The organism is Sphingobacterium mizutaii (genome assembly GCF_900187125.1).
In the GTDB taxonomy this organism is placed as follows: domain Bacteria; phylum Bacteroidota; class Bacteroidia; order Sphingobacteriales; family Sphingobacteriaceae; genus Sphingobacterium; species Sphingobacterium mizutaii.
Genome location: NZ_LT906468.1, coordinates 4266842 through 4293057, shown reverse-complemented (window position 1 = coordinate 4293057; position 26216 = coordinate 4266842). Strand labels below are relative to the sequence as shown.

34 protein-coding genes are annotated in these 26216 nt (G+C 47.5%); 19 read left to right on the top strand and 15 right to left on the bottom strand.

What is annotated here, in order from left to right:
• Positions 1 to 710: 710 nt before the first annotated feature.
• The 3 genes from CKW03_RS18580 to CKW03_RS18570 all read left to right on the top strand — a co-directional run bounded on the left by CKW03_RS18580 (position 711) and on the right by CKW03_RS18570 (position 2711).
• A complete protein-coding gene (locus tag CKW03_RS18580) occupies positions 711 to 1772 on the top strand; it encodes a fatty acid desaturase family protein (protein WP_093099397.1) in 1062 nt (353 codons plus the stop codon).
• A gap of 274 nt (positions 1773 to 2046) precedes the next feature.
• On the top strand, positions 2047 to 2238 hold the full coding sequence (locus CKW03_RS18575; protein ID WP_093099395.1) for a cold-shock protein: 192 nt from the start codon (positions 2047 to 2049) through the stop codon (positions 2236 to 2238).
• A gap of 251 nt (positions 2239 to 2489) precedes the next feature.
• Positions 2490 to 2711 (top strand): hypothetical protein, encoded by a 222-nt coding sequence (locus tag CKW03_RS18570; RefSeq protein ID WP_093099393.1) that lies wholly within the window; start codon positions 2490 to 2492, stop codon positions 2709 to 2711.
• A gap of 238 nt (positions 2712 to 2949) precedes the next feature.
• Here CKW03_RS18570 and CKW03_RS18565 read toward each other — a convergent pair whose 3' ends face one another.
• Positions 2950 to 3207, bottom strand: coding sequence for a hypothetical protein (locus CKW03_RS18565; protein WP_093099391.1), 258 nt, complete (start codon positions 3205 to 3207; stop codon positions 2950 to 2952).
• Between the two features lie 98 nt (positions 3208 to 3305).
• Between CKW03_RS18565 and CKW03_RS20540 the strand changes: the two genes are divergently transcribed.
• On the top strand, positions 3306 to 3482 hold the full coding sequence (locus CKW03_RS20540; RefSeq protein WP_157739574.1) for a hypothetical protein: 177 nt from the start codon (positions 3306 to 3308) through the stop codon (positions 3480 to 3482).
• A 57-nt stretch (positions 3483 to 3539) separates the two neighbouring features.
• A complete protein-coding gene (locus tag CKW03_RS18560; protein ID WP_093099389.1) occupies positions 3540 to 3860 on the top strand; it encodes a hypothetical protein in 321 nt (106 codons plus the stop codon).
• Between the two features lie 32 nt (positions 3861 to 3892).
• Here CKW03_RS18560 and CKW03_RS18555 read toward each other — a convergent pair whose 3' ends face one another.
• The 6 genes from CKW03_RS18555 to CKW03_RS18535 form a co-directional block, all read right to left on the bottom strand.
• Positions 3893 to 4183 (bottom strand): hypothetical protein, encoded by a 291-nt coding sequence (locus tag CKW03_RS18555; RefSeq protein WP_093099387.1) that lies wholly within the window; start codon positions 4181 to 4183, stop codon positions 3893 to 3895.
• Positions 4184 to 4267: 84 nt separating this feature from the next.
• A complete protein-coding gene (locus CKW03_RS18550; RefSeq protein ID WP_093099385.1) occupies positions 4268 to 4651 on the bottom strand; it encodes a hypothetical protein in 384 nt (127 codons plus the stop codon).
• 511 nt (positions 4652 to 5162) lie between these two features.
• On the bottom strand, positions 5163 to 7136 hold the full coding sequence (gene mobC, locus CKW03_RS18545; RefSeq protein WP_093099383.1) for a conjugal transfer protein MobC: 1974 nt from the start codon (positions 7134 to 7136) through the stop codon (positions 5163 to 5165).
• Positions 7137 to 7155: 19 nt separating this feature from the next.
• A complete protein-coding gene (locus CKW03_RS18540; protein ID WP_157739570.1) occupies positions 7156 to 8244 on the bottom strand; it encodes a relaxase/mobilization nuclease domain-containing protein in 1089 nt (362 codons plus the stop codon).
• Positions 8232 to 8588, bottom strand: a complete 357-nt coding sequence (locus tag CKW03_RS20535; protein ID WP_157739568.1) for a hypothetical protein — start codon at positions 8586 to 8588, stop codon at positions 8232 to 8234. The genes CKW03_RS18540 and CKW03_RS20535 overlap by 13 nt, the downstream gene beginning before the upstream one ends.
• An 18-nt stretch (positions 8589 to 8606) precedes the next feature.
• Positions 8607 to 9515, bottom strand: coding sequence for a DUF8464 domain-containing protein (locus tag CKW03_RS18535; protein ID WP_093099379.1), 909 nt, complete (start codon positions 9513 to 9515; stop codon positions 8607 to 8609).
• 301 nt (positions 9516 to 9816) lie between these two features.
• Between CKW03_RS18535 and CKW03_RS20530 the strand changes: the two genes are divergently transcribed.
• From CKW03_RS20530 to CKW03_RS18475, 12 genes are all read left to right on the top strand, one after another.
• On the top strand, positions 9817 to 10263 hold the full coding sequence (locus tag CKW03_RS20530) for a hypothetical protein (RefSeq protein WP_139185491.1): 447 nt from the start codon (positions 9817 to 9819) through the stop codon (positions 10261 to 10263).
• Positions 10264 to 10453: 190 nt separating this feature from the next.
• Positions 10454 to 10735, top strand: a complete 282-nt coding sequence (locus tag CKW03_RS18525; protein WP_236736539.1) for a DUF4134 domain-containing protein — start codon at positions 10454 to 10456, stop codon at positions 10733 to 10735.
• A complete protein-coding gene (locus CKW03_RS20950) occupies positions 10624 to 11079 on the top strand; it encodes a DUF4133 domain-containing protein (RefSeq protein ID WP_093099373.1) in 456 nt (151 codons plus the stop codon). The genes CKW03_RS18525 and CKW03_RS20950 overlap by 112 nt, the downstream gene beginning before the upstream one ends.
• A complete protein-coding gene (locus CKW03_RS18515) occupies positions 11070 to 13547 on the top strand; it encodes a TraG family conjugative transposon ATPase (RefSeq protein ID WP_093099371.1) in 2478 nt (825 codons plus the stop codon). The genes CKW03_RS20950 and CKW03_RS18515 overlap by 10 nt, the downstream gene beginning before the upstream one ends.
• 5 nt (positions 13548 to 13552) lie before the next feature.
• Entirely contained in the window at positions 13553 to 14236 is a 684-nt protein-coding gene (locus CKW03_RS18510) for a conjugal transfer protein TraI (protein ID WP_139185490.1), read from the top strand.
• Positions 14237 to 14241: 5 nt separating this feature from the next.
• Positions 14242 to 14907: a hypothetical protein gene (locus CKW03_RS18505; protein WP_093099368.1), complete on the top strand. Its 666-nt coding sequence runs from the start codon at positions 14242 to 14244 to the stop codon at positions 14905 to 14907.
• A complete protein-coding gene (locus CKW03_RS18500) occupies positions 14904 to 15554 on the top strand; it encodes a hypothetical protein (protein WP_093099366.1) in 651 nt (216 codons plus the stop codon). Before CKW03_RS18505 ends, CKW03_RS18500 begins: the two co-directional genes overlap by 4 nt.
• A gap of 12 nt (positions 15555 to 15566) precedes the next feature.
• Complete coding sequence (traJ, locus tag CKW03_RS18495; protein WP_093099364.1) at positions 15567 to 16766, top strand: conjugative transposon protein TraJ; 1200 nt, start codon at positions 15567 to 15569, stop codon at positions 16764 to 16766.
• 17 nt (positions 16767 to 16783) lie between these two features.
• Positions 16784 to 17404: a conjugative transposon protein TraK gene (gene traK / locus CKW03_RS18490; protein ID WP_093099694.1), complete on the top strand. Its 621-nt coding sequence runs from the start codon at positions 16784 to 16786 to the stop codon at positions 17402 to 17404.
• Between the two features lie 388 nt (positions 17405 to 17792).
• Positions 17793 to 19097: a conjugative transposon protein TraM gene (gene traM / locus CKW03_RS18485; RefSeq protein WP_093099362.1), complete on the top strand. Its 1305-nt coding sequence runs from the start codon at positions 17793 to 17795 to the stop codon at positions 19095 to 19097.
• An 8-nt stretch (positions 19098 to 19105) separates the two neighbouring features.
• Entirely contained in the window at positions 19106 to 19945 is an 840-nt protein-coding gene (gene traN, locus CKW03_RS18480) for a conjugative transposon protein TraN (RefSeq protein ID WP_093099360.1), read from the top strand.
• Positions 19946 to 19958: 13 nt separating this feature from the next.
• Complete coding sequence (locus tag CKW03_RS18475) at positions 19959 to 20720, top strand: hypothetical protein (protein ID WP_093099359.1); 762 nt, start codon at positions 19959 to 19961, stop codon at positions 20718 to 20720.
• Positions 20721 to 21440: 720 nt separating this feature from the next.
• Here CKW03_RS18475 and CKW03_RS18470 read toward each other — a convergent pair.
• Positions 21441 to 21743, bottom strand: coding sequence for a hypothetical protein (locus CKW03_RS18470; protein ID WP_139185489.1), 303 nt, complete (start codon positions 21741 to 21743; stop codon positions 21441 to 21443).
• 216 nt (positions 21744 to 21959) lie between these two features.
• Positions 21960 to 22154, bottom strand: coding sequence for a hypothetical protein (locus tag CKW03_RS20525; RefSeq protein ID WP_139185488.1), 195 nt, complete (start codon positions 22152 to 22154; stop codon positions 21960 to 21962).
• 19 nt (positions 22155 to 22173) lie between these two features.
• Between CKW03_RS20525 and CKW03_RS20945 the strand changes: the two genes are divergently transcribed.
• Positions 22174 to 22254, top strand: a complete 81-nt coding sequence (locus CKW03_RS20945; protein WP_373865673.1) for a hypothetical protein — start codon at positions 22174 to 22176, stop codon at positions 22252 to 22254.
• A 25-nt stretch (positions 22255 to 22279) separates the two neighbouring features.
• Here the strand turns inward: CKW03_RS20945 and CKW03_RS18460 are convergent, their stop codons facing one another.
• Positions 22280 to 22699, bottom strand: coding sequence for a nucleoside-diphosphate kinase (locus CKW03_RS18460; protein ID WP_093099354.1), 420 nt, complete (start codon positions 22697 to 22699; stop codon positions 22280 to 22282).
• Between the two features lie 348 nt (positions 22700 to 23047).
• Positions 23048 to 23239, bottom strand: a complete 192-nt coding sequence (locus CKW03_RS18450) for a hypothetical protein (RefSeq protein WP_139185487.1) — start codon at positions 23237 to 23239, stop codon at positions 23048 to 23050.
• A gap of 381 nt (positions 23240 to 23620) precedes the next feature.
• On the opposite strand from CKW03_RS18450, the gene CKW03_RS18440 reads away from it, so the two are divergent.
• Positions 23621 to 24109, top strand: a complete 489-nt coding sequence (locus CKW03_RS18440) for a CinA family protein (RefSeq protein ID WP_093099348.1) — start codon at positions 23621 to 23623, stop codon at positions 24107 to 24109.
• A 127-nt stretch (positions 24110 to 24236) separates the two neighbouring features.
• Here CKW03_RS18440 and CKW03_RS18435 read toward each other — a convergent pair whose 3' ends face one another.
• From CKW03_RS18435 to CKW03_RS18420, 4 genes are read right to left on the bottom strand one after another with little or no spacing between them, the layout of a single operon-like run.
• Positions 24237 to 24824 (bottom strand): YdeI/OmpD-associated family protein, encoded by a 588-nt coding sequence (locus CKW03_RS18435; RefSeq protein WP_093099692.1) that lies wholly within the window; start codon positions 24822 to 24824, stop codon positions 24237 to 24239.
• Positions 24825 to 24835: 11 nt separating this feature from the next.
• Positions 24836 to 25219: a DoxX family protein gene (locus CKW03_RS18430; RefSeq protein WP_093099347.1), complete on the bottom strand. Its 384-nt coding sequence runs from the start codon at positions 25217 to 25219 to the stop codon at positions 24836 to 24838.
• Between the two features lie 6 nt (positions 25220 to 25225).
• A complete protein-coding gene (locus CKW03_RS18425; protein ID WP_093099345.1) occupies positions 25226 to 25690 on the bottom strand; it encodes an SRPBCC family protein in 465 nt (154 codons plus the stop codon).
• Between the two features lie 2 nt (positions 25691 to 25692).
• The gene (locus CKW03_RS18420; RefSeq protein ID WP_093099344.1) at positions 25693 to 26013 is read right to left on the bottom strand and encodes an ArsR/SmtB family transcription factor; all 321 of its coding nucleotides are present in this window, start codon (positions 26011 to 26013) and stop codon (positions 25693 to 25695) included.
• Positions 26014 to 26216 lie beyond the last annotated feature (203 nt).

Genomic DNA, 26216 nt, shown 5'->3' with positions numbered 1-26216 from the left:
GGAGCTATCCTGATGTTGTCCTCATATTGCCTGTTCAGTAATTCTCTCCTTAATTCATCTAATGTCATCCGGCAAAAATAAAAAATCCCCTCAAAATTGTCGAATGAGTGGATTTTTTATGGTAACTGGATATAAAAGATACTAAACCTATAATATCAACAGATGCTACCCTTCGTTTATCCAATTATGATGAATTAACAATCGAGTTTCAAAATGGTCTTAAGAATTCCCCGAGACCATGACGAAACGGGGAATCCCAATTTAGTAAACCACTATATTAATTGTTCTTATACATCGAACATACGAGATTGATAATAGTTTGAAAAAAATCCCCAGTAACTACGAAAATACTGGCAAATATCAATACAAAAACCTGGGTATTGCGGGCACCCTACTTCATAGGAACAAACCAATAGGAGAATTGGATAAAAAAAACGCCTACCATAATAAGATAGACGGCCTGGGGTTTTTAATATAGATATTAATTGTTTGCAATGTCCAAATAACCGATAAGATAATTTTGTTTGGGATACTATTCCACTTTTTTAATAATCCAATTGGAATCCTTGGATTGTACGAACTTGTTTTAGAAATCTATGTCAAGTTTATGGTAATTATTATTTAGATATTAAATTTTGGGAGGAATCAAATATTTTTTATTTTAGATGCTGGTTTAGATAATAAGAACTAATTTGCATTGTGCAAGAGGAATGAGTACCAAAATAAAATTTTCTAAGGAAAACACGTCCTTTTCTAGGACGCTTAAAAATAAAATCAACGAATATTTCATTAAGAATAAGTTAAAGAAGTCAGGCAATAGAAAATTGACGATTAAAGCGATTCTGCTCCTTTCCAGTTTAGTAGTGATATATATAACTTTGATATTTATCCAGCCACATTGGTTGATAGGGATCATTCTGTGCATGTTATTGGGTGTAAATCTGGCCGCAATCGGATTTAACATCATGCATGATGCCGGCCATAATACCTTTTCAGAAAACAGGCATATTAATTCCGTACTGTCATACACCCTGAACCTTTTGGGAGGCAATATTTACCTTTGGAAGCTGAAGCACAACATTGCACATCATACCTATACCAATATAGATGGCGAGGACCATGATATCGAGATCAAATTCATGCGCATCCATCACGACCAGCCCATAAGGAAGCACCATCGGTTTCAGCATCTCTATTTTATTCTGCTCTATTCGATTTCTTATCTTGCTTGGATCTTTTATCAGGATTATGAAAAGTTTTTTAGGCAAAGATTAAGCCTCCATTCTTCAAAAATTCTGATCCCCAGGAAGGAAAAGGTAATTTTCTGGATCAGCAAGTTACTCCACATAGTTGTTTTTATTATTGTACCGATCATCTTTGTGGGTTTTATACCTACTCTCATAGGGTTATTGGTTGCAAGTATGGTATGTGGGATATGTTTGGCTACGGTCTTCCAACTTGCCCATGTAGTGTCAATTACCGATTTCAAGACCATTGAAAACCACAGGGTGGAGGACGAATGGATGGTGCACCAGCTCCAATCGACTTCGAACTTTGCAACAGACAGTACATTCCTGACATGGTTGTTGGGCGGGCTTAATTTCCAGGTAGAGCATCACCTTTTCCCGAAAATAAGCCATATCCATTATCCTGAACTGAACAGGATCGTCAAAACGACATGCAAGGAGTATGGGATCATATACAATGAATACCCAACTTTTTGGGCGGCATTTAACTCGCATTTTAAGGTTATTAGATCAATGCGAAAATAAAATTAGGATTATAATTAATTTTTGTTACCTTTGATTATAATCAGGCTCTGCCTACGCTTTCTGAAACCGATCAGTTAATCTATCTTTTTTAGTTTCGCATTTTCAGCTGCTAATTTGTTACCATCTAAACGATGCAGAAACTATTTGAGATTGGACTCCTTCAACCTCTTTTACAAAACATCCTTTCCTTGTCGACAGAATGATTATTGAAACGTTAGGTTTCAAAAGGAACGGCCATAGGCCCCAACAGATTTTTTAATTAATTTTTATTACAATGCAAGAAGGAAAAGTAAAATTCTTCAACAACACCAAGGGTTTTGGGTTTATTTCACCAAATGATGGCGGACAGGACCTTTTCGTACACAGTACGGGCTTAAGGGAAAACATTAGAGAAAATGACGATGTTATTTTTGATGTTGAACGCGGACAGAAAGGAATGAACGCCATAAATGTTCGTGTAGCTTAAAAATACTCCATTTGTTAATAATTGTTTGGCTTTAACTTATGTTAAGGCCATTTTTTTAAAAACAAAGCTATCAAGCTGTATGTGTTAATCAAGAGTGAAAAAGTTATTCAAAAATATTTCAGGAACTGCTCTCGGACACATCCCCAATGCAATATTTTCCTTCATACAATAACCTTTTTGCAGTTTAAGCACGTTTTGGATTTGTATTTGTAATATATGATAAATTATTTATAGGTAGTTTTGGCTTATATATGAAAAAGAAAGAACGACAACAAAATAAAAAGGATATATCAATAAAAACCCAATTTAAGGAGCCAAATAAAAAATTCCTAAAACACCTTCAGGCACAGGCAAATAAAATGTCAGAGCTCCTAGGTGAAAAACAGGGAGAACAGTTTATGAAGGACTCTTTAAAAGAATGGCCGCGACTTTTAGAAAGAGAATTGAAAATTCTTAAAAAGTCGAAAGATTAGAAAACCAAATATTCAATTATAGATTTATTCGATCAAGAATATTTTGATTATGGTTAATAAATCCAAAAGTTGCGATACAAAAAAACTGCGTTGATCTGCAGATTCCCCTTTCAAAATACTCCCTTTTCTGTCTTAGGGGATCATTCAGATACATGAATATAGTTAAGTGTTGAAGGGGAAAGTATTGGTTCATCATCGTGAATGAGACGATGTAAACTTTAGTTATGTAATCATTAAATCATCCGCCAGTATAAACATCTGGATACAAACCCAAATTATGGACTTCCTCACCAATTTTTATTAGCCACTGTTTGCCATCCACGGTGTACATGGTCCACATTTCGCCCTCGATTTCCTTTATATTTGAGTTGGGGAAATAGAAGGGTTCGCCTTCCATTGTAACAGGGAAAGTAATTTTTTTCCTGTTGGTCTCTATTCCCCCGCGCAATAAACTTTTCGCAGTTGAGAGTATGGTATCTATTGGAATCTTTTTCATGTATGATAAACAATTAATTAAGGTATTTGTGTCGAAATAAATTAATTTAAAATAAATCGAAACAATTTTATCTTATATTGTTCTATATAATAAAGGAAATGAATGAATATTCAAAATTAGATGTAAGGGCTTTTGTAAGTAGATATGCTGTTTGGATAGCAAGGACAAGGTCTAAAGAAGAAGCTATCGAATACGCTGAAAAGGTACTAAAGGATAATCCAATAATCCTAAACCTCGTTTTAGGGGATATCCAGGAAGTGGTAGATAAGAAATAGGGTTTATTTAGTTGATGCGCTTGATGAGTTTACTAAAAATATTAGTAATTTTGTTCCGTGTCAGCACCAGCATGGATAAACAGGAACAAGCAAACTCCCAGTGACGTTGTCTCTCTCATTAAGACAGCGAGGGTAAACGGTTGCTGGATATTCCATGAGAGGCGCCAGAGATTCTATACTCCGGACGAATTTGAAGAGAATTGGGAAAAGGTAGTTCACTCAGACGGCAAGGTCAATAACTTCAAGGAATTCAAGATCGTTAACCCTATGTATGCAGTACGCTTGTGTGCAAGATGGGTAGATATAGCCAATCAAAGGCAGCAGGAGATCCTAAAGAAGCTGGAAGGATATAATGGGGAGTTTAAGAGAAAAGCCTAACCAATCAAGATAGATCGAATTCTATGATGTATTTATTGGAGTCCCAGTTTATTACGATTGTAAATATCATTCTTAATTCTCTCAGTAACTTTTTCGATTTGACGGTCAATAACCATATTTATGGCTTCTTTTACAACGTACATCTTATGGATATACAGGTCTGATTTAAAGAATCCACTTATGATATATACATCAGTGCCAATTGGCCATCCCTCATTAATGTGGACGCTGGCATCTGCAAAGGAGTGGTTAATATGATAAGTATCAAATAATGTCTTCAATACTGGTTCAAGTTTATCATAGATATAATCATTCCTGGTCATGTCCTATAGGTTTTACGTTAATGTAAACATTTTGGCCACCTAAAGTTAGGAAAGGAAAATGAGAAAGCCTAACGGTGGGTTAGGCTATAGAACATCCTTTTGGGTCGGAGAAGGGGGCGTGTAAGAAACTGTTACTGTTTCTAGATATCTACTTGTTTCATGAGATGCCTTTATTGAAAAATCATTTAGAGACCAAATGTATAATTTTTCATTATCCCTAATTGTAGGGTCTCCATATTTCTGCTGTATATTTTTATAAGTTTTTACCCAAACCGCTGTTTGATTTTCTTTGGTCCTTTCCTTTACGACAGGAGTGAATATGTACTTGATTTCAACAAGTTTGTTTTTTGCAAAAATATATTCCATTTCACAATTCAGATCAGTTATATCAAGTGAGTAAGTTAAATCTCCGTTGTATTCTCTGACTAATTTTGATGTTTCTATTTTTTTTACTTCTTCTGCTTTCATTCCCCATGAAGTATTACGTAACTGAGAAAATGAGGAAAGAGAAAATAGAAGTAATAATGTTGACAATGCAATTTTCATAATTTCTATAGTTTGGTTATATCAAATATAGTAAAAAAGCCTAACGGTTGGTTAGGCTTGAATGAGTTAATTGATATCGACTTTATACATAAAAATCAAGGAATCTTCTTCTTGAATTTCAGGATAAACCGTAGTTTCACAGGTATTCTTTTCTAAAAAAAATCCGTCATACCTAGGAAAGATTGTTGTACTTTAGAGGAATCAAGCATTTATATAATTCCGCTGGGAAAACCCATCGGAATAAAACAGGAAGGACAGGATGCTAAGCAGAAGGAATTCTCTCATGGCCGGTAAATAAAGGTTTCTGGACCTAAATTTAAGGAATATTGAAATAATTTCCATTAACGGTCCGACAATTTGCGGTCCGTTGCCAGGAATTTCGACAGCGCCGCCTCTCAGGCATGTGCACAGGGATATAGGCCTGGTAACGGGGTCATTTCCCGGAGATGACCAGGTGCCTTGTGGTGGGATCGGAAATCAGCCTGTCCATTTCCGAGTATGTGATGTCCTGGATGTCGCGTTTGATCTGCTGATAGTTCTTGGAGACTATCCCTTCGTTGGGCCTGGTGAGCTCCTGGGCACCCAGGTAACTGGATTCTTCCCTGGCGATCTCACGGTGGTTGTTTATTATCTTGCCATGGAAGGCCTTGAGGGACACCGGCATCTTGGGCTCGTCCGCCACCATTCCCACAAATTCCCCGGAGGAAAGGCTCGAGATCACCGATGGTGGGATTGCCGAATCTAGCTGACTGGACAGACCGATGGACGTGTCGCTGGAATTTATCGATAGGCTCTGCCTGTCCTGCATGATCTTCCCAAACCTTTCGGAAAGCTGTTTTGCAGTCTCCCCTGAGACCTGTCCGCTGATCACGTTTCCCACTATGTTCAATATGACGTCGGCCTGGTCCCTGCCATAGTCCTTTCGGAGCTGGGAAATGTCCTGCACGCAAAGACTGGTGGCCACTTTGTTGCTCCTGGCCGTAGCGATCAGGCTATCAATATTGTTCAGGTAGATGGTCGGGAACTCATCGAAGATAAGGCTGCACTTGAGCATCCCCTTTCTGTTGACCTGCTTGATCAAACGGTTTACGAAAAGCGATATCACGGCCCCATAGATCTGGACCTTCTGGGGATTGTTGCCCATGCAGACTATCTTTGGCGATTCGGGGTTGTTGATGTCAAGGCTGAAATCGTTCCCCGAAAGAACGTAGTAGAGCTGGGGCGAGGACAGTCGGGCCAGGGCGATCTTTGCCGAGGCGACCTGGCCTTCGAGCTGTTCCATGACATTGTTCAGGTAGGCATTGACAAAGGGGTTTATCAGTACCTGGATCTCCTCTTGGCTCCGCAGCAGGGAGAACAGCCTGTCATAGTCCTGCTGCATGAGCTCAATTACGTGCGGAAGGGTGCAGAACTCTCCGTTACGGTAGCACCTGAGGTACCAGATCACGGCGGTCAAGAGGTTGATAGCCGATTCCACGAAGAAATCACCCTGCCGCTTTACCCATTCCCTGTTCAGGCCCAACAGAATGGTCCTGGCAGATTCCGCTGCATCGGTGATGTCGCTCATTGCCGAGGGTTCCAGGGGATTGCACCTGTGGGTCCTGGAGAGGTTGTCAAAGTCAATACGGAAGAAGCTCATTTTCTTTCCTCCCCTTAACCAGTGATGGTATGCTATTTTGGAGAGATCATCGTACTTAAAGTCGTACACCAGCATGGAAAAACCTTTTTTAATGTGCTGGGAGATGATATGGCGGATTACGTAATATGATTTGCCCGATCCGGGGTTTCCCAGGACCAGGGTCGCCCTGAATGGATTGATTATGTTGATCCAGCCCGTTCTCCTTCGGTCACCTAAACGGTACTGGTAGGGAAGGTTGATGGAATATTCGTTTTCCAGCAGGTCCTCCTGTTGGGGAAAGGTCTGGTTCCGCAGGTTGAATATGTCCTGGCCTGACAGACCGGTCCAGAGTATCCGGGCAATGGTGGTCATCCCTTTGATAACGGCCAGGACGCCCGCCGTGCTCAGCACATAGTATACCGACAGTACCGCAGGGGTGGCACCTAACAGGCGGAAAATGAGGCCGCTGGAGAAAAAAAGGCAGATTCCCGAGAGCAGCCAGGCAAATGCTCCGGTAAGATGGAACCGGGTGCCCTTCTTTCCCCTGGTTCCCACCATGGAAACGAGCAGGAACAATAGGCAAAAGAACTTGCAGCGGTTAAAGGTGTCCAGGAGCCCCGTGCCCGCAATGGAGTTCAGGATCCTATCGGTCAAGGGCCAGCTCATACCTATCCTGCTGAACCAGTGATAACCCACATGGTAGAAGTGCAGAACGAGCAAGGACACGGCAATCAGCCTGCCCATGTCCGATATTTTTTTCAGTGCCTGTATATTTTCGGTATTGTTCATTTCGGTTGGGATTTGGGTATCATAGTTTAAGTGACCAGTGCGTGGGAACTTTGTGTTTTTTTACCGAGGTGGATTCCTCCCGCTGGCCCATCCGGAGGGCGCTGATGTCTAGGCCCAGCCTGTTCTCGTGGAGCGCGCACCGCATCAGGTGGTCGACCACCACGATCTCGCAGGGACCCTTGGGCTTACCGGGTGACTCGACAAGTTCGATCCCCTGTCTCCGGAGCCGATCTGCAAGAGAGTTTTCCCTATTTCCGGAATTCTCCAGTTCCCGCTGCAGGATGGTGCGTATACGTGAACGGGAGGTAAGTGCCCCTGGGGAGTCCTTCAGGCTGTATGGGTTGGGGGAACGGAGTCCGGGCGAGAGGTGGGAGCCGGGGATCCCTTTGCTTATGGCCCTTTGGCATTTGTCGGTCATGTAGTAGATCAGGCCTTTTTTCGCTTCGCCCGGACAGTCCCTGGGGCTCAGCGCAAGTATATTGAAAGGCCTTAGCAGGGCGTTCCATTCCTGTAAATCTGAAAAGCTATATGTTTCCTGGAGATAGAGCAATATGTCACGGAGAGCCTTTGTGAGGGGCTGACCGGCCTGGAGGAGCTCTTTCCTGGGCAAGGGACGCTCCTGCTGGTCACGTGCATATCCCATTGCGCTGACCAGTCCGAAATCATCTTCCAGTCGTTTTGCAGCGGGGAAGGAAAGCCGCTGCCCCAGCCTGTGCGTATAGATTTGGCTCCCATCGCTGCGTATGTTCGTTGATACGATGTGCAAATGGGGGTGGAAGGTGTCCGTATGCCTATATACCAAAAAGGGCTGATGTCCAAACCCAATAAGGTCCATATAGCGTTCGGCAATCTCGCTGAACTGGGCATTGGAGAGCCTTCCGTCAAGAGGGTGGAACCCAAGGATGGCGTGCAGGCAGGGAAGCTTGATGTTTGCATTGAGCGTACACCGGTTGACCATGTACCATTTCTTCTGCCTGGAGCTAAGGTCCACTGAGGAAAGTGGCATGTTGGCTGCCAGTAGGCACTCTGCTATCCCAGAGGATACCTTGTTCTCGTGGTAGGCGATTATCCTGGATACGTCCGCCAGGTCGTGGGTCAGGGCAACCATAACGAGAGGAGTTTTTTTACCAATGAGGTCTGCTTTCGCATCTCCAGGTCGATCCGATCCGTGATTTCCAATAGATATGCCCTCTCCGGACTTTCCGTTAGCGCATGGGCCAGCTGGGCCCTGGCACTCTCCAGGCATCTCCTGGACCGCGAGATCTCCTCGAGGATGTCGTCCTGTGAACGGTTCCGGAACGTGGTGACGATCTTGCGGGAATAGAGCCTCTTTCTGAGGTAAAGTGCCATGTTCGGGCAGGTGCTGTTCTCTTTCCGTTTCTGCAGTTCGTCATACTCCTCCTGCGTGAAATTGATTGTGATGGCCTTGGTGCGCAACTGATCGCTTGTCATATCGAGTGGTCTATGGGGTTATCTGGATATTCTTCGGGCATGGGCAGGTGCCGCCAACCTCCCCGGATTCATGGCCCAGTCATTAAGGTCCTTGTGGTTCTTGTACAGGATGCTCTGGTCCCTGTACCTATCGTCCAGGGACAGGGCGTACATGGTCAGCTCGGACCCTGCCCTGTCACGGTCCAGGTATAGGGAGATCTGCTGGTGTGTTTCCATTTTTTCCCTTGCCCTTTCGAAGAAGGATACGGAGTTGAGGACCATGAAGTCCACCCTTGATTCGTCTATTTCCGGATGTAGGGTCCTGAATGTCAGGAAATCCATGAAACCCTCAAAGACCAGGATCTCGCTGCTGCCCGTCCCATGGCTTGAGATGTCCTTGGGTGAGCTGCCCAATTTATAATCGGGGCTACGGATCTCAAAGCCTCCTCCATCATTGGGAAACCCTATTCCCAGGTACCTGTTCCCCGATATTTCATAATTTATCTCCCGACAGTACCTGTCGGCCATATGTACGGAAACCCTGCGTTCCTGGATGTACCGGAGCAGCGAGTCGGACCTCAGGGACCTCTGCTCGACTATTTTGATCCCGCTCTCGGGCCGGGCCGGCCGTTGGCGCAAGGCCCTTGTTGAGGTCATCGTGACCGGTGATCCGTTCCTGAACCCTGCTAGGAATTCGGAAAGGCTGTAGTTTTGGTAGAGGATGGCAAAATCTATCAGGTTTCCTCCCCGGCCCATACCATGGTCGTACCACCTGTTGATCCTGCGGTTCACCTTAAAGGAGGGGACGGTCTCGTCCCGAAGCGGGGAGAGGTACCAAAAATCATTGTTCCGGATCTTAGAGGGTTCATGGCCAAGGTTAGCCAGGTAGCTCACCAGGTCCATGTCCCGGATTTCCTGTAGGGAAACATTCCTTCTGTTGTCTTCCATGTCCAAGTTGTTTTTAGTGTTGGCAAAATAATCCTTCGGTCCAAAGGTAATCGGTCGGGGTCCAGAAAACCCCTCCTGAAAAAAATCGTAGGTAGGTCAGAACATTAATGTTGCGTCCAGTGGTATCCAGGGGGCTGAAATGCGGAAAACGGTATGTAACGCCCCCCCAGGGTACAACCTGGGTACAGCCAATAGTTGTACTTGTGCAAAAAAATCCTTCCATCTTATTTTGTGGAACAATTGGGCTGCTGCCCGCATAGAAGGGACGGCCCCGTGTTATAAACCATTTAAAGGAGAAAAAATGTTAGAAAAGCTGACGTGGTCGCAGGTCCTGCTCCCACTTATGATCGCCCTGGCCATATATTATGGATGGGCCCTATCGAGCCTTTACGGGAAGAGATTCCTGGGCCGGTCCAAAAGGGGTAATGGATTTTCAAGCCTTCAAAGGGAGAGCAGGGACATCCTGCATATCGGTTCGCGCGAAAGCTCCGAGGATGGCCCGGGTAGCGATCACGAGCTCTCCGAGGAATTCCTTGAGCAGCTGCGCCTTTACCTTGTGCCATATCGCAACTCGGAAGGCGGGCCGGAAATCCAATGGGATTCCCTGCGTGACCTGTTGGAAAAGTTCAATCCCACCAAGGACTGGGCGCGCCATGGAAGCCTGATTGAGGCGCTCCTCGTTGAGCTGGCAAACTTCGGTGTCCAGGTCCCCGAATCGACAGTAAGGGAGAGGATAGGTCAATTGTAGAATAAGTTGAGAGTTGGCCTGTGCTCCCGGAACCTGCATGGTGAAAACACCTTCTTTATATCGTATCACAGGTGTCACGGGACCACAAGCCATCCTTTCAATAACATAAAAAATTATTTGTTTCATGAAAAAAGCTATAGAAATGGTCCATAGCGCGACCATAGGGTTGAACCTGCGTGCAGGTGCAGTGATGTTGGCTGTCTATTCCCTGGTCCCTGGAATCTGCCTTGGCCAGGATGGAAATGCCGGAATCGAAGCGGCAAATTCCCAGATAAGGAGTTATTTTGGTGCCGGTACCCAGCTCATGTACGGTGTCGGTGCACTCTTGGGGCTCATCGGAGCGGTCAAGGTATTCCAGAAATGGAACAATGGAGATCCCGATACGGGAAAGGTAGCCGCTGCCTGGTTCGGGAGCTGTGTTTTCCTTGTGGTGGTAACAACCGTAATCGAATCGTTTTTTGGAATCAGTTGACCATGGGAAATTCAATATACAGGATCCATAGGGATATCAACAGGCCAATCGAGTTCCATGGGCTCCAGTCCCAGTACATCGCCTTGCTTGCCCTGGGATTCGTTCTTTTGCTGGGGCTGTTCCTGGTACTGTACTATTCGGGGGCACCCAGGATCATGAGCCTTTCTGGTCTTGTCCTTATTGGCCTCGCCTGGACCGCCCAGGTCCAAAAATGGAGCAAGCGATATGGACGTCATGGTCTTCTAAAGTCGTATGCGCGGAGAAAACTGCCGAGCTCAGTCCGTTTGAGGGACAGAAGGACCTTTATCTGCATCAAGCCTTTGGAGGGAAAGAAATGGAAATAGACTTCAACTTGGCCTTCCCCCTTCTGGACATTGAGCACGACTGCATCCTTAGCAAGATGGGCGACCTCACCCTTGTCTTTCGCGCCAAAATGCCGGAGATATTCAGTTTATCGGACGCAGAGTTCGAGACGTTCCACCAGAGCTGGATAAGTGCCATCAAGGCCCTGCCCAAGGGCAGCATCCTGCATAAACAGGACTGGTTCGAGAAAAAACGCTTCCGAGCGGGCCTTGGGGACCTGGAAGCAGGTTTCCTGGAAAGGGCAAGCGAGCTCCACTTTAACGAAAGGAGCTACCTTGACCATCAATGCTATATCATGTTGACCAAACCGCCCGCGCACAGGAAGGGGGCGAGCAGCCTTTTCTCTAGCTTGGTACGGGGAAACCTGGTGCCGCAGGAAACCATTGAAGCGGAAGCCCTGAAGGGATTTCTTGGGGCCTGCGGACAGTTCCAGAGGATCTTGGAGGATTCCGGCCTGGTCCGGCTTACTAGGGTGCCCGAAGGTGAGCTAAAGAGCTCCGGCGTCCGAACGGGCCTGATCGAACGTTACTTTGGCCTGGGAGACGGACAGGGCCCTCCTGTGATCAGGGATATCGATTTTTCCAATGGGATCAAGGTCGGGGACCGCCACTGCCAGCTGTTTACCCTGAGCGATGCCCAGGATCTCCCCCCGCTGAGCGGGAGCAGGCTTGACTACGAGAGGTACTCCACGGAAAGGACGCGCTTCAGTGTGGGGTTCAGCTCTCCCTTGGGACTGCTTCTCAACTGCGACCACGTCTATAACCAGTACATAATGGTGTCCGACAAGCAGGAGGCTATCAAGCGGTTGGAGCGCAAGCGCCTGAGACTTCAGTCCCTATCGGCATACAGCCGAGCGAACAGGGTTGCCAGGGATTCCACAGAAGATTTCCTGCATGAGGCACTCACGCAGCAACGCCTGCCCGTAAGGGCACATTTCAACGTCCTTGCCTGGACGTGTGACCATAAGGAGCTCCCTTCACTCGTGAACATGGTTACCTCGGCCATGTCCAAGATGGGCGCACTTTGCAAGCACGAAAGCGTAGGTGCACCACAGATCTTCTGGGCCGGTGTCCCCGGTAATGCGGCCGACCTTCCGGTAAACGAGACCTTTGAGACCTTTGCAGAACAGGCGAGCTGCTTTCTCAACCTGGAGACCGGCAGCGAGACTTCAATTAGCCCCACCGGGATCCGGCTCGGAGAACGCCTTTCGGGAAGGCCGCTCCATGTGGATATCTCCGATGAGCCGATCCTCAAGGGGATATGTACCAACCGCAATAAATTTGTCCTTGGACCTACAGGGAGCGGAAAATCCTTCTTTACCAACCACATGCTACGCAGTTACCACCAACAGGGCAGCCATGTTGTACTGGTGGATGTAGGGCACAGTTACCGTGGATTGTGCCAGTTGGTCGGAGGAAGATATTTTACCTATAGCGATGAGCATCCAGTGAGTTTCAACCCTTTCTTCATCAGTCAGGGAGATAACCTGGATACCGAGAAAAAGGAAAGCATCAAGACCCTTCTCCTTGCCCTTTGGAAAAGGGATGACGAGGCCTTCAGGCGTTCGGAATACGTCGCACTCTCCAATGCCATCGCAGGTTACTTCGGATACCTGGCGGCGGGGACTGAGATATGGCCATGTTTTGACAGTTTCTATGAGTATCTACGGGACCTGTACGTACCCTCTCTGCGGGAAGAGGGGGTCAGGCAGAGCGACTTTGACATCGAAAACTTCCTATATGTGCTCAGGCCATTCTATAGAGGGGGCGAATTTGATTACCTGCTCAATTCCCGTGAGGAGCTCAACCTTCTCGAGGAGAGGTTCATAGTCTTTGAGCTGGACAGCATCAAGGAGCATCCCATCCTTTTTCCAGTGGTAACCATCATCATCATGGAGGTCTTCATAGGCAAGATGAGAAAGCTGGAAGGGGTCCGAAAGGTCATCCTGATCGAGGAAGCCTGGAAGGCGTTGATGAAGGAAGGTTTCGCCCAGTACATTAAATACCTATTCAAGACGGTGCGCAAATTCTTCGGTGAGGCAATCGTGGTAACCCAGGATATCGAGGATATCATATCCTCACCCATTGTCAAACAGGCCATAGTCAATAACAGCGACTGCAAAATCCTGTTGGACCAGCGGAAGTTCCTGAACAGGTTCGACCAGGTCCAGCAGTTGTTAGGCCTGACAGACAAGGAAAAGGCGATGGTGCTCTCGGTTAACCGGGACAACGATCCCGCCCAGAAATATAAGGAAGTTTTCATTTCACTGGGAGGTGTCCATTCCAGGGTATACCGTACCCAAGTGTCCCTGGAGGAATACCTATGCTATACAACAGAGGAATCGGAACGGGTGAAACTATCGGAATATACCCGACGACAGCAGGGGGACCTTTCCCGGGCAATTGCCGATATGGCAAGGGACATCCGGAGCGGATTAATTAAAATATGAGGACGATGAAAAGATATACCAGAAAATGTATAGCCCTTACGGTGGTGATCCTTGCGGTTGGCGGCTTTCTTCGCACAAACGCCCAGATCGGACTGGCCGAGGTCATCAGGGCAGGTATAAAACGGGTGGTACGAGCAGTGGACCTAAAGGTACAGAGGTTACAGAACCGTACCATCTGGCTACAGAACGCACAGAAGGTACTGGAGAATTCCCTGAGCAGGCTAAGGCTACAGGAAATTTCCGAATGGACCCAGAGACATACCGAGCAATACCAAGACCATTACCAACAGTTTAGCAAGGTCAGGTCCGCCATTGCCAATTTCCAGCAGGTCCGCCAGATGATTCGGCTCCAATTAGGACTGGTCAGGGAATACCAAAGGGTCTGGGAGCTTTTGAAAGGGGATCCGGTGTTCAGCTCAGAAGAGATCGGTCATATGGAGAAGGTCTATGCTGGGATCCTGGACAGGAGTATCTCCAACCTAGATCAGATCCGAACGGTAATGATGTCCTTTCACCTGGCCATGACCGATAGGCAGCGAATGGAACTCATCAACAATGTAGGTAGCGACATTTACAGGAAATATATGGACCTGGTGGGTTTCAACCGACAGAATCTAATCCTTAGGACCCAGAGGGCCGGAGAAAGGGGACGGATCGAGAATATCAAAAAACTGTATAATTTACAATAGCTCATATGAAAGAGACGAAAATATCCATTTGGTTATTTGGGGTGCTTTCCCTGCTTGCCCAAAACGGCAGTTGCCAAACCCTCAGGGAGTGGATCCACCAAAAAAAAATACAGAAGGAATACCTCACCCAGCAGCTTACCGCCCAGCGGGCTTATTTGGACCTTCTGGAGGATGGCTCGCGGCTACTCCGGACAGGCTGGGGAAATATCCAGGGATCCAGGAGCAGGGAACTTGACCTTCACGGGCTGTTCTTCAGTTCCCGTGGCATTGTCAGTCCGGGCCTGAGGGAACATCCGCTGGTCCCAGAGATCCTTGGCATGCATTACAGCATCCTGTTGCACTATCGGCAGGTAAATGGGCTTTTTCGGTCGACCGATATGTTCTCTGCCCAGGAGGAACATTTGATGGACAGGGCATACTCGGGGATTCTGGAAAAATGTGATGGGGTACTTGAGGATCTGGGTGCCCTTCTGGTAAACGATCGGCTCCAGATGGATTATTTCCAGCGGATGTACCGGATCCGGGGAATTTATGACCAGATGCTGGAGCTCCTGGCAACCTCGAAGGGATGGCTGGATGATTCATACACCACTTCCAGGATCAGGGAACGCATGCGATCGGAGGTGAGCTCCGGTCAACAGCTCTTTGGACCCATAAAATCTGAAAAATGAAAAAACATTGGCTCATGTTACTAATATCCCTTTGCCTGTCCATTCCAGCAAAAAGGCTGTTCGGACAAAGCGCAGATGTTTCCCAGTTGGTCCTTAACGTAGAGAAATTGGCGCAATTGAAAAAAATCCTACTTCAGATGAAGCAAAGCTATTCGATTCTGTCAAAAGGTTACGGAATGGTCAGCCAGCTGTCCCAGGGGAACTTTAACCTCCACAGGGTCTTTTTGGAAGGTCTTATGGAAGCCAGCCCCTCGGTCCGGAAATACCGCAAGGTAAAGGAGGTCGTAAACATCCAGCTCCATCTGGTCTCCCTATGCAATACATCCATTAAGCGGTACCGGAATTCAGGGGCCTTTTCGATCGGCGAACTCCGCTATCTCGCCTCTGTCCAGCAAAAGGTCCTTTCGGAATCTCTGGGGAACCTAGAAGAACTTGCCGTCCTGGTAACGGGCGGACTTGTACAGATGGACGACGGGGAGCGGCTATCGGCAATCGACGGGATACACAGAAAAATGGAAGAGACCATAGGGTTCCTTCGCCGTTTCCTGGTGTCAACCGACATACTGAGCCTCCAGCGAATTCGCCATGGCAGGGACCTGGGCCAGCGGGAGAGCCTTTTCAGGACCGAACAGATGAACCCCAAATAAACAGTTAATACGATGAAGAAAAATATTAGATATGGACTGGTCTGTCTGCCTTTCCTTGGCCCCATGCAGGCCATTGGGCAGGATCACTCCGAAAATTTCACGAATTTCCACCTCGTCCTCGAACGGCTGTACGAAGAAATGATGCCCCTGTGCTCAAGCCTAATCGGGGTGGGCCAAGGCCTTGCGGGGTTTGCTGCCCTTTGGTACATTTCATATAGGGTATGGAAACATATCTCTGCGGCGGAGGCCATTGACTTCTTTCCACTTTTCCGGCCTTTTGTGATAGGTTTCTGCATCTCCATCTTTCCTTCCCTGATGGGGCTGGTGAACAGCGTCCTGTCACCCGTGGTCCAGGTTACCTCGGCCATGGTGGGCGACTCAAACCAGGCGATCTCGGAGCTCCTGAAACAAAAGCGTGAAGCTCTCGAGCGGACCGAGTTGTTCCAGATATACGTAGGTCAGGACGGAGAGGGCGATCGGAGCAAATGGTACCGGTACACCAACCAAGATGCCGATCCAGAGGCTGAGGGCTTTTGGGAAGGCCTTGGCAATGATTATAAGTTTGCCATGTCCAAGGCAGCCTACAACTTCAGGAATTCGATCAAGGAATGGATGAGCGAGGTGCTGACCGTTCTTTTCCAGGCCGCGGCCCTTTGTATAGACTGCCTGCGGACCTTCCAGCTGGTTGTCCTCTCCGTCATGGGGCCCATCGTGTTCGGCCTCTCGGTCTTCGATGGTTTCCAGCACAGCCTTGTGATATGGCTTGCCCGGTACATAAACATATTCCTTTGGTTGCCGGTTGCCAATATTTTTGGGAGCCTGATCGGCATGGTCCAGCAGAATATGCTAAGGCTGGACATCTCCCAGATCGAGGACGGAGGCTATACCCTTTTCTCACCTACGGACAGCGCGTACCTCATTTTCCTGATCATTGGGATCGTGGGCTATTTTGCCGTTCCCAGCATTGCCAACTATATCGTCAATGCCTCGGAGAACGGTGCTTTCGTCAGGAACGTTACCAATATCTTCCTTAGCACAACCACAAGCATTCCGACCAGGATGGTCCAACAGGCCTCCATGGCAGGAGATGCCATGGGCGATCCACCTGCAAGGAACTCGAGCAACATGGCCCAAAGGTCCCAAAGCGAACCATACTTCAAAGATCCTCCCCAGACAAGCTTTATGGGGGATAAACTGAAGGGTAACCCTTAACCATGAATATATGTACGATGTTTAGAAAGATGAAAAATATAGATTCTGCCTTTCGCTATATCAGGACTTTTACGATACTGGTAGTCCTGCTGAGCAGCTCTATAAGCTGTCTGTGCCTGTACTGGTGCTTCAGCTCGATCAGTAGGCAACAGCAAACGGTCTATGTACTTGGAAACGGCCAGGCCTTTCTGGCCAGTTCCTCCACACGGAAGGATAACCTATCGGCAGAGGCCAGGGACCACGTCCAGCGGTTCCACGAGCTCTTTTTCACGCTGGATCCCGACGAGGCCTCCATACGCGAGCATACCACGAAGGCTCTCTACCTGGCAGACCAGAGTGCAAAGAAGATATATGACAATCTCAGGGAGAGGGATTTCTATTCACAGCTCGTTGCGGCAAATGTCAACCAGAGCCTCAGGGTGGACAGCATAGAGGTTGACCTTTCGGAATATCCCTACAGATTCCGTTTCTACGGCACCCAGCTGGTAACAAGACCCACAACCCAGACCACGCGCAGCCTGCTGTGCCAGGGGATGCTAAGGGAGGTCTCCAGGAGCGAAAATAACTCCCATGGACTTCTCATCGAACGGTGGGAGATCCTTGAGAACAGGGATATCAGGACACGTAACCGCAAATAACGTAAAAATGGAAGCTAAAAGAAACAATAAACCCTTACCGCTGCAAAGAGCGTTTTCCTCTAGGCTGGGAAAGGCAGCGGATGGATTGTCGAGACGGACCTTGACTATCTGTCTGTCCATCTTCGTCCTGGCCGGGAGCATCTGCTGCCTCACAAGGATATTCCTTGCGGTCTGGTTTCCAGGATCCCCGCCGTTGTCCCGACCGAGTACTGTGGGAATGCCTGTGATCCAGCGGGGTTCCGGTACTGTACAGGAAAGGGGAAAGGGGAGGGGGACAGTTTTCGGCCAGGGGGACAAAGATACACTCGATGCAAAAACAAACAGGGAGGCAGGACCCCAAAGCCGCACCAGACCTGATTGATCCGTTAAAACCAATAAAAAAAATGCCATGCAGACAAGTAATTCAATTATGAGTAAACAGGTGAGGGGAAGGTTCCTCTTGCTGGCACCTGTGGTTGCAATACCTTTTGTGCTCCTGTTTTTCTGGAAAATGGGGGTCGGAAAAGATCTGTCCGAAGCCCCAAGGACGGAGGAAAATCCCGTTTTTCCTGCAGGTCTCCCAGATATCGTTACACATAAGGGAGAAAACCTTAATAAGCTGGAACACTACGAAAAGGCCGATCGGGATTCCCAAAGGCTCAAGGAGCTCATTAGGCACGATCCGTACTACCTAGAGCCGCAGGGCCCCATCGGATACCCCGATGGTGATCCCGAGGTCCTTGCCGGACATGAAGCCTATGATTTCACGCCCATTGGCCGGCAATCCGGAGAGCAGCTTTCCCAGGACATCTTTAAAAAGCTTTCGGATCTCCAGCAAGAGCTGGAATCGCCCGCGACCAGAAGGGACGCTGACCGGTTTTTCCCCTTCGACGGCCATCAGGGGGCAACCAATGCCCCAAAAAAGGAAATGCTGGACTTTCTGGATGCCCATGAGGCGCATCTGGACTCACTTTCCAGTGATCCAAGCCAGGACATGGAAATCCTGCAGCTCAATGCCATGCTCGACAAGGTCCTTGATATCCAGCATCCGGACAGGTTAAGGTCCCGGGCACAGCAGGAGGAAAACTTAGAAGGTGTGGGTGCCTTACCGGTCGGCCATCCATTGGAAAGGGCCCAAATCTCGGTCCTGGCAGCCCATGGGCACGAAAGGGACACATTTCGGAGAGCCTTCAGGTTCTATTCGCTAAATGACCAGGGAAAGCTTCCACCAGAGCAAGGGGCGATCCCTGCAGCGGTCCATGGTCGGCAGGAACTTATCGATGGTTCGTACATCAAGCTGCACCTTATGGAAACGGTGAACGTTGCCGGTAAGGAGGTCCCAAAGGGTGCCCTTGTGTTCGGCCAGGTCAGGTTTTCGCCACAGAGGATGGACATCAAGATCAAGCACCTCAGGGTCGGACGGTCCATATTGCCGGTCGATATGCAGGTGCATGACCTAGATGGTTTGCCGGGGGTCCATGTGCCGGGCGACATTTTGCGGCAGGGTATCCAGGAATCGGCCGATAGATCGGTCCAAGAACTGGGAATGCCATCCCTGGACCCTTCATGGGAGACCAAGGCGGCCTCCTTGGGGGTACAGGCAGCAAAGAGACTTATGGCAAAGAGGATTAAGGTGAAAAAAGTGATCATGCCCGCTGATTATAGAGTGCTATTATTTGATAAAAAGAAAACAGAAAAGATAAATAAACAGTAAAATAAATCATGGATAAATTACCACATTGTATAATATTATCGGTATTCCTGCTGGCCTTTGCCGCTTTCGCAAATGGACAGTACGCTCCCATGCCCCAGCGCATAAGGGTTAGCGAAAATATGACGACCAACCTCATTTTCTCCATGCCCATCCTGAGCGTGGACCTGGGAAGTTTCGATATCCTGGCCCAAAAGGCTAGCGGGGTACAGAACGTCCTGCAGGTAAAGGCCGCCAGCAAGGAGCTGACACAGACGAACCTCACCGTGATCACACAAGACGGGAAGTTACATTCATTCCTGGCTAGCTATGCTGAATTTGCAGACCCCATCAACCTGATCGTCGGGGAGAACCTGCCCGAAGGTACCTATGTTCCCTCCATCCCGAACCGCACAAAGGTTCCTCCCATCCAGGTGGGGCAAGGTATGGATTGGGTGCGGAATACGGACCTTGTTCCCGTTAGGTTGATGAAGAAATCGGACGGGATCAGCTTTAGCCTTGACGGCATATTTATACAAGGGAAAAGGATGTACCTGCGCTTCCGGTTCTACAACGAATCCCATATCCCTTTCAAGGTCGACCAGTTCAGGCTTTTCCTCAAGGATAACAGAACGGCGAAAAGGACGGCTGCCCAGGAAATTGAAATCATACCGGAATATGTGGACGGGCAGCAGGACAAATTGCATGAACATGTGCCGTATACCTGGATTGTTTCCCTACCGAGCTTTACCATTCCAGAGGGCAAGCACCTGTGGGTTGAACTCATTGAGCTTTCCGGAGGAAGGGATTTGGGGCTAAAGGTCAGGAACAGACATGTCCTAAAGACCCTTCCGGTTCCATTCATCCAATAAAAAAACAGACATCATGAACATACAAAACTTTGAATACCTCAGGAATCAGCTCTTCTACTGCGGTTTCGGACACAAACTTGAAGATGCCCTAAGATCGAAGATGGCAAAGGACAAACAGGAGTTCCAGTTGCAGTACAGGGGACAGATAGATTCCGAGCCTGTAAGGGCAGAACTGCACTTTTCCAGGAGTAGGCAGACGGATAGGTACTACTTCAATTCCTTTCGGGTCGAACTCCCCCAAAACAGTGCCCGGGTAACGGGATCGAGAAGGTTCCAGGTGAACGGAAGTAACAGGTTTACCTTAAAGGAAGCATATAACCTTCTCAACGGAAGGTCGGTTCACAAGGAGCTGACCAATGTCCAGGGGGAACGGTACAGGGCATGGTTCCAACTGGATGGCAAGACCTTGGATATCCAGGGCAACCATAAACTGCTGCAGTTCCATGAAAACTATGGATATGACATCGAAAACCAGCTAGGGCGTTTTCCGATCATGGAACTTAGGGAGGAACAGAGCAAAAAGAGGTTGCTGGAATCACTTGGCAGGGGCAACCGTCAGCTGGTGACCTTTGAGCTGAGCTCAGGGCCCCATAAACTGTACGTAGAGGCCCTGCCAAGGTTCAAGGCAGTCTGCATATACAATGAACAGGGCATAAGGCAGGAATTCATTGATGACCGTTCCAAATTGGACCAGCGGCCAAGTGCCAAGCTTCAGGAGCAGCAGAGGCAGATCCAGATACGGAGCAGGGGGGGAAGGAAGGGACACAGCTTATGAGACCCGATACCTTCAATGCCCTGGCCAAGGTGCTTCCCGATTTCTTTCAGGCCATGGACCGTGACCCCAGGTTGTCAAGTACGCACGTTTCACTCTATTTCTCACTGATAAGACAGTGGGCGAGATCAGAATTCAAGGGGTGCATACGGGTCTATGCCAGGCAAGGTGCCCACAGGGCCAAGATTTCGATGGTAAGTTACATTAAGTGCCTGAAGGACATGCATGAATTTGGGTATATCCGTTACGTGCCATCCTATAACAGCGCTGAGCCCAGTTCGATCTACCTCTTCTGCAGGGGAGAGCTACGCGCAAATGAAGCGCAGAAGGTTGTTGATTCCCCGTTGATCCCCGCGAAAAAGGGAAACTAATGGATGCTATTGATGTTATCTTCAGGCATAATTGAGCCTTTTCGCCAGGTTATACCCAGTTCCCACGGGAAAGGTCCCAAAAAGCCTTTGGTGAGTGGCGTCACTCTCCGGCTCTCACCAAAGGATTCCTAAGGCAAATATGTTTTAGGGAACACAGTACCTGGAATCCCTTGGTCCATTATGTTTTAAAAGGTTCCCTATTGGGTATCAGGCAGCTCGTTTCCAGTAGCTCATTGGATATTGCACTGAACATGTCCTGTAGAGAGGTCGGTTTGGGAGCTACGATGCCACCATTTCTACCCAGGACAAGTGAAACCCCGATCTTGGTGACTCAGGAGCCCATATGGTTGTCTTAGAACCAGTCCGCAGCTTTTTCCCAGTTCCCGCACAGATCTGCACCGGACCCGATTCCTTTCTCCCCATTTCCTTCACTCTGCACTGACCGGTCGGTAAAACCGTAATATCCGATAGCCGATGCCGATACGAAACCCGTAATTCTCTGGCTGTGACCTTTCAATCTCCCCATCAAAAAATCCCCTGCTCCGATGCTAGTTTCATAAACCAATCTTTTGCGATCCCCTGTAAGCGGTGTCCCGTCGTCCAGCTCTGACCGAGAGGTGGACGATATGGTCTGCTCCGTCCAGGGCTTTCTCATCCATGGTCCAGTTTTCCATGTCCCCCTGGTATTCATCTTCAGATCATGGTGCCCTTGTTAATGGTTTATTCTATTACTTTCCCTGGAGCGACTTTAGGTGTTCTGCAATAAAGCTGTCAGCCCCTGTTATTAATGCGGGTGGTACCATGAAGCCTAAAATGAATAGTCAATTAAACAAAGATATGGACCTTCGTACCAATATTAGTTTTGGGGATATTACGGATGAGTGGTTACCTTCAGTTTAGCGTTATGGTAAAATGCCCAAGAGCGACCCACCAAAGTGTTTGGCGACATCGTAGCTATAATGGATACATCTGGGATATTTGGAACCAAATGGAGTTTGCTAATAGTGCATTGACCTTCGGTACGGGAAAGCGAGGTCAATACATTCAAGAAGATCAAAAAGGACATTGGTGGAATTTCAGCAAGGATGCTTCCAAAAGGCCTTAAGGTACTAGAAAGGGACAAAATCCTTGCCGCATCGTCCGCAACAAGGATTTTGGGGGCTTAAATCAAGGACAAGCCGACCCAGGTTCTTAGAACCTCTCGAACTGAGAGAAAAAGAAACCTCCTTCGATCTCAGCATTTTCATCAGAATCGGACCCGTGGATAGCATTAGCATCGATAGATTTAGCGTATTTGCTACGGATAGTTCCTTCACTGGCTTTAGAAGGGTCAGTGGCACCGATTAATGTACGGAAATCCTCAACGGCGTTGTCCTTTTCCAGGATTGCTGCGACGATAGGTCCCGAAGACATGAAATTGACCAGGTCTCCGTAAAAAGGACGTTCCTTGTGAACCTCATAAAACTTGCCTGCATTTACTTCGCTAAGCTGAATGTACTTCATTGCAACGATCTTGAAGCCGCCAGCAATGATGTCATTCAAGATGGCGCCTGTGTGGCCATTTGCAACTGCATCTGGCTTGATCATTGTAAAAGTTCTGTTTGTTGCCATTTTACTCTAAAATTTTTGCAAAGGTAATAAATTTATGCAAGTTGGAAAAGTTTTGGATCGAGGTCACCTTTAGGAGGTTGACAATAAAAATCCATATCCTGGTGGTGGACCGTTGTCTCTATCTAAATTCTTGGATATTTCCTATTTGTAAGGGTGAAAGTCCACATGGTGGCAGGGCATTTCAAGGGGATAAAAATACAAGGGATTATATTGTTCCCTATTCCTGGTTGTGAAACAGTCGATCCCTACGGACCTAAACAGTTACCTTGGCAGGCCAACCTGCTGTTTTCCCTATGTTTCCCTTTTCCTTAACAGTATGAGTCAGGACCGTCATTGGAAACTGACCTTTTATTTGTCTTTGTGGGTGCCATTGGCTCTATTGCCCTTTGGATGGAACTCTTTGGGTATGTTTGATTCCTCTCCCTTGGGAATGAATGGGGGCAATGTCTCCGGACCCCTACTGCTATCTGTTTTTTTCCTGTTGCTGCCTGCTGCCTTGTCATATTGGGGCATTTTTGCTCTTTTGTTGTCTGATTTCATGTCCATCACGTTTAGCGTTTGCCTTTGAACAATCGGAAGGAGGATAAAGTTTTTAATTGTCCATTTATTCATCATGGAAAATATAATGGGAATGTGATCATTTCTATTCTTTGAAAACCGATATTCCATTCCTCGGTCAGGTTAACCTCTTTTAGCGTACTTTGGGATGGGAGGGGAATCAATTTGGATGAAAAGAAGTTTAGGACGGTGTCTTCTGTCCGGCTTTCCCCGTATTTAAGGGAGCCATTTTGGGTCGATCCTGAAGTGACCTTTCGGATATTAAGGAGGACCGGTGTGCTGTTTGGGAAAATATCCAAAGGGATCTTCCAACAAATGGTTTTTGCGATTGTTCTAGGTAAAATGTGTTTTTAGTGTATTCATATGAAAATAAATGAAAAGAAATTGAACCGGCTTGGGGAACTAATAAGTCTAGGCGGGTATAAACTGTCGTTGGCAGAAAGCATGCCCGGAGGCTTTTTTACGAGCATATGGAGTTTACAGACTGAATCGGGGGACTATTTGGAAGGTTCTATTGTATGCTATTCCGAAAATGTTAAAAAAGAGGTCCTAGGTGTTCCTGGTTCCTTGATTGACCGGTTCTCTGCAGAGTCAGAGCGTGTTACGGAATCCATGTTACAGGGTTTGGAGACCGTAATTCCTGCTGATATTCACATAGCTGTGACGGGGAAGGCTTTCAGTGATTCAGAAGGGAGTGCCAATGCCGTTAGGGGCGATGTATTCCTCTGTGTTTCTTGTCAAAACAAGGTGGCATCCCAGAAGTTCCATTTTTCCTCACTTAATGCCGCGCACATATTTATTTCAGCTTTCAACGCGAGCCTGGACATGTTGGAATCTCTCCTTTGCGATTAAATGTTTGGCTCCATATTACCCGGCATTCCCAGCCCGAATCCGTCAATGCAGGGACAAGTCTTTTGGACTGCCATCCCTCTGGTGATTTTGATCAGTTAGTACCGAACGGATGCCGGGGCAATACATCCTATTTTTCATCCAACCCCTTTCCGTCCAGAATCTGCTGATAGTGTTTTTCTATTCTTGCCTCTCTGGTCCTGGATTGTTTAGCTTGATTGAAATAAAACAAATACCCCTTTTGCCGGCCCGGCGTTAAGGAATAGAAAGCTTTTTTTAGGTCCCGGTCCTCTCCAATTGCCCTTTGGAATTCTTCAGGGACTGGATAGTCACTTGCTTTCCTCAACTCTACCTTCTTCCCCGACATTTCAATCTCTATGGCTTCAGCTATAAAGGCCTTGAGGATGGGCAGGAGTGCTTCGATCTGCTCAATACTGGTAAATCTAATCTGCCTCGCCGATTGTACGTTTTCGGTTTGCTGGATAAGTACCTTCTGCGGATCTTTCAGTAAAGCTCCCTTGAGGAAAAGTAGTGCACAATAATCTTTAAATCCGTGTATCAGTACAATGTTTTTCCCATGAAATGTGTAGCACGGGTGCTTCCATTTGTAGGTTTCTTCAAGAGAGGTGTTTTCAAGAACGATCTCGCGCAACAATTGGAACTCCTCTTTCCATCTATCTGCCTCCGCAAAATAATGGTCAATTATCTTCTGGTCCATGGGTAACTTCTTTAGGTTTTTTGAGGGGTGATTTTTCTGCTTTCTGGCCTGAAGTACCATGACAGGACGGTTGCCGAAACCAATATTAATGATGGTACAGCTTCTCCGAATGGCTGTCCAACCGCAAGGTGGGAGGCAAAGGCACCTGACATTGCAAAGAAGAAACCTGCATAGGCCCATTCCTTGAGTATCGGAAATTTCGGGATCAGGATAGCCGCTACGCCCAATAATTTCCAGGCTCCGAGGATGCTCAATAGATAGAGAGGGTATCCCAATGAACTCACGATCGCATTATAGCCACCTACCTGCAACAATTGCTGTATACCCCCGGCGGTCATCCCAATTGACAGGAATATGGTTGCCGCCCAATAGATAATTCTTCGTTTCCTTGCCATATCCAGCTATTTTAAGCGATTAACCTTTTCCTGTAGCCTGTCGTGTGCCATGTTGAGGCCATGTGCGAACGGCATCTGCAATAATCGGTTCCTGAATTCAACGGACCTGAACACTATCTGCATGGTCAGTTTGCTCGTCTGGTTTGTCAGTTCCTCAAACTCCAAAAATTCTAACTGAACGGGAAAAGGGGTGTCCTCCATTTCAAATGTTCGTGTGATTCTCTTCTGCGGTACAAATTCGTGGAAAGTCCCGTTAGCCCGAAATACCACCTTTCCGTTATGCCAAGTTTCAAAAGCATAAGAGCCGTGGTCCCTGTTGTCCATTTTCAGTACTTTGGCGTTCATCCATTCTTCAAAGAGCCCGGGTTCTTCGTATGCTTTGAAAAGCAGTTCCAAGGGCAGGTCAAAAACCCTCGTGATCAGGATTTCCTGTGTGCCATCCTCGGCACTTACTACTGTCTTGTTTTCCATTTTTATTTCCTGTTATACTTTTTCATCACTGTCTCCAGTCTGTTGAACCTGTCGTCCCACATCTGGCGGAACTGTTCAATATAATCTGCGACCTCCTTCATCTTTGAGGCGCTGGCATGGTAATAAATCTCCCTCCCTATTTGCTCCTGTGTCAGCAATTCACACTCAATCAGGATCTGTATGTGTTTGGAGACTGTTGGTCTTGCGGTGGCAAAATTTGAAGCGATGGCACCTGCGGTCATGGCTTTTGTAGCCACCAGCAATAGGATTGCTCGCCTCGATGGATCTGAAATGGCTTGGAATACGTCCCTTCTTAAGTTCATAATGAAGTCATTTGGCTACAAATATAAACGAAGCCATTCGGTTACGCAATGTTTTCGGAAAATATTTCTGCTCTGTTGATCCGGAATAAGGACTGGGCCCATTGACCGGCTGTTTTGGATCAGGGGGTCGCAAACCACCTGGCACTTCTCCTTGGTCGTGGAAAGCGCCGGTATTGGGACATAAGGGTCATTTGGAATATTCT

Excerpts from the sequence above, each read along its gene's own strand:
- CKW03_RS18580 (WP_093099397.1), top strand. The coding sequence starts at position 711 with ATGAGTACCAAAATAAAATTTTCTAAGGAAAACACGTCCTTTTCTAGG.
- CKW03_RS18575 (WP_093099395.1), top strand. The coding sequence starts at position 2,047 with ATGCAAGAAGGAAAAGTAAAATTCTTCAACAACACCAAGGGTTTTGGG.
- CKW03_RS18570 (WP_093099393.1), top strand. The coding sequence starts at position 2,490 with ATGAAAAAGAAAGAACGACAACAAAATAAAAAGGATATATCAATAAAA.
- CKW03_RS18565 (WP_093099391.1), bottom strand. The coding sequence starts at position 3,207 with ATGAAAAAGATTCCAATAGATACCATACTCTCAACTGCGAAAAGTTTA.
- CKW03_RS20540 (WP_157739574.1), top strand. The coding sequence starts at position 3,306 with ATGAATGAATATTCAAAATTAGATGTAAGGGCTTTTGTAAGTAGATAT.
- CKW03_RS18555 (WP_093099387.1), bottom strand. The coding sequence starts at position 4,183 with ATGACCAGGAATGATTATATCTATGATAAACTTGAACCAGTATTGAAG.
- CKW03_RS18550 (WP_093099385.1), bottom strand. The coding sequence starts at position 4,651 with ATGAAAGCAGAAGAAGTAAAAAAAATAGAAACATCAAAATTAGTCAGA.
- mobC (WP_093099383.1), bottom strand. The coding sequence starts at position 7,136 with ATGAACAATACCGAAAATATACAGGCACTGAAAAAAATATCGGACATG.
- CKW03_RS18540 (WP_157739570.1), bottom strand. The coding sequence starts at position 8,244 with ATGGTTGCCCTGACCCACGACCTGGCGGACGTATCCAGGATAATCGCC.
- CKW03_RS20535 (WP_157739568.1), bottom strand. The coding sequence starts at position 8,588 with ATGACAAGCGATCAGTTGCGCACCAAGGCCATCACAATCAATTTCACG.
- CKW03_RS18535 (WP_093099379.1), bottom strand. The coding sequence starts at position 9,515 with ATGGAAGACAACAGAAGGAATGTTTCCCTACAGGAAATCCGGGACATG.
- CKW03_RS20530 (WP_139185491.1), top strand. The coding sequence starts at position 9,817 with ATGTTAGAAAAGCTGACGTGGTCGCAGGTCCTGCTCCCACTTATGATC.
- CKW03_RS18525 (WP_236736539.1), top strand. The coding sequence starts at position 10,454 with ATGTTGGCTGTCTATTCCCTGGTCCCTGGAATCTGCCTTGGCCAGGAT.
- CKW03_RS20950 (WP_093099373.1), top strand. The coding sequence starts at position 10,624 with ATGGAACAATGGAGATCCCGATACGGGAAAGGTAGCCGCTGCCTGGTT.
- CKW03_RS18515 (WP_093099371.1), top strand. The coding sequence starts at position 11,070 with ATGGAAATAGACTTCAACTTGGCCTTCCCCCTTCTGGACATTGAGCAC.
- CKW03_RS18510 (WP_139185490.1), top strand. The coding sequence starts at position 13,553 with ATGAAAAGATATACCAGAAAATGTATAGCCCTTACGGTGGTGATCCTT.
- CKW03_RS18505 (WP_093099368.1), top strand. The coding sequence starts at position 14,242 with ATGAAAGAGACGAAAATATCCATTTGGTTATTTGGGGTGCTTTCCCTG.
- CKW03_RS18500 (WP_093099366.1), top strand. The coding sequence starts at position 14,904 with ATGAAAAAACATTGGCTCATGTTACTAATATCCCTTTGCCTGTCCATT.
- traJ (WP_093099364.1), top strand. The coding sequence starts at position 15,567 with ATGAAGAAAAATATTAGATATGGACTGGTCTGTCTGCCTTTCCTTGGC.
- traK (WP_093099694.1), top strand. The coding sequence starts at position 16,784 with ATGTTTAGAAAGATGAAAAATATAGATTCTGCCTTTCGCTATATCAGG.
- traM (WP_093099362.1), top strand. The coding sequence starts at position 17,793 with ATGCAGACAAGTAATTCAATTATGAGTAAACAGGTGAGGGGAAGGTTC.
- traN (WP_093099360.1), top strand. The coding sequence starts at position 19,106 with ATGGATAAATTACCACATTGTATAATATTATCGGTATTCCTGCTGGCC.
- CKW03_RS18475 (WP_093099359.1), top strand. The coding sequence starts at position 19,959 with ATGAACATACAAAACTTTGAATACCTCAGGAATCAGCTCTTCTACTGC.
- CKW03_RS18470 (WP_139185489.1), bottom strand. The coding sequence starts at position 21,743 with ATGAGAAAGCCCTGGACGGAGCAGACCATATCGTCCACCTCTCGGTCA.
- CKW03_RS20525 (WP_139185488.1), bottom strand. The coding sequence starts at position 22,154 with ATGTCCTTTTTGATCTTCTTGAATGTATTGACCTCGCTTTCCCGTACC.
- CKW03_RS20945 (WP_373865673.1), top strand. The coding sequence starts at position 22,174 with ATGCTTCCAAAAGGCCTTAAGGTACTAGAAAGGGACAAAATCCTTGCC.
- CKW03_RS18460 (WP_093099354.1), bottom strand. The coding sequence starts at position 22,699 with ATGGCAACAAACAGAACTTTTACAATGATCAAGCCAGATGCAGTTGCA.
- CKW03_RS18450 (WP_139185487.1), bottom strand. The coding sequence starts at position 23,239 with ATGAAATCAGACAACAAAAGAGCAAAAATGCCCCAATATGACAAGGCA.
- CKW03_RS18440 (WP_093099348.1), top strand. The coding sequence starts at position 23,621 with ATGAAAATAAATGAAAAGAAATTGAACCGGCTTGGGGAACTAATAAGT.
- CKW03_RS18435 (WP_093099692.1), bottom strand. The coding sequence starts at position 24,824 with ATGGACCAGAAGATAATTGACCATTATTTTGCGGAGGCAGATAGATGG.
- CKW03_RS18430 (WP_093099347.1), bottom strand. The coding sequence starts at position 25,219 with ATGGCAAGGAAACGAAGAATTATCTATTGGGCGGCAACCATATTCCTG.
- CKW03_RS18425 (WP_093099345.1), bottom strand. The coding sequence starts at position 25,690 with ATGGAAAACAAGACAGTAGTAAGTGCCGAGGATGGCACACAGGAAATC.
- CKW03_RS18420 (WP_093099344.1), bottom strand. The coding sequence starts at position 26,013 with ATGAACTTAAGAAGGGACGTATTCCAAGCCATTTCAGATCCATCGAGG.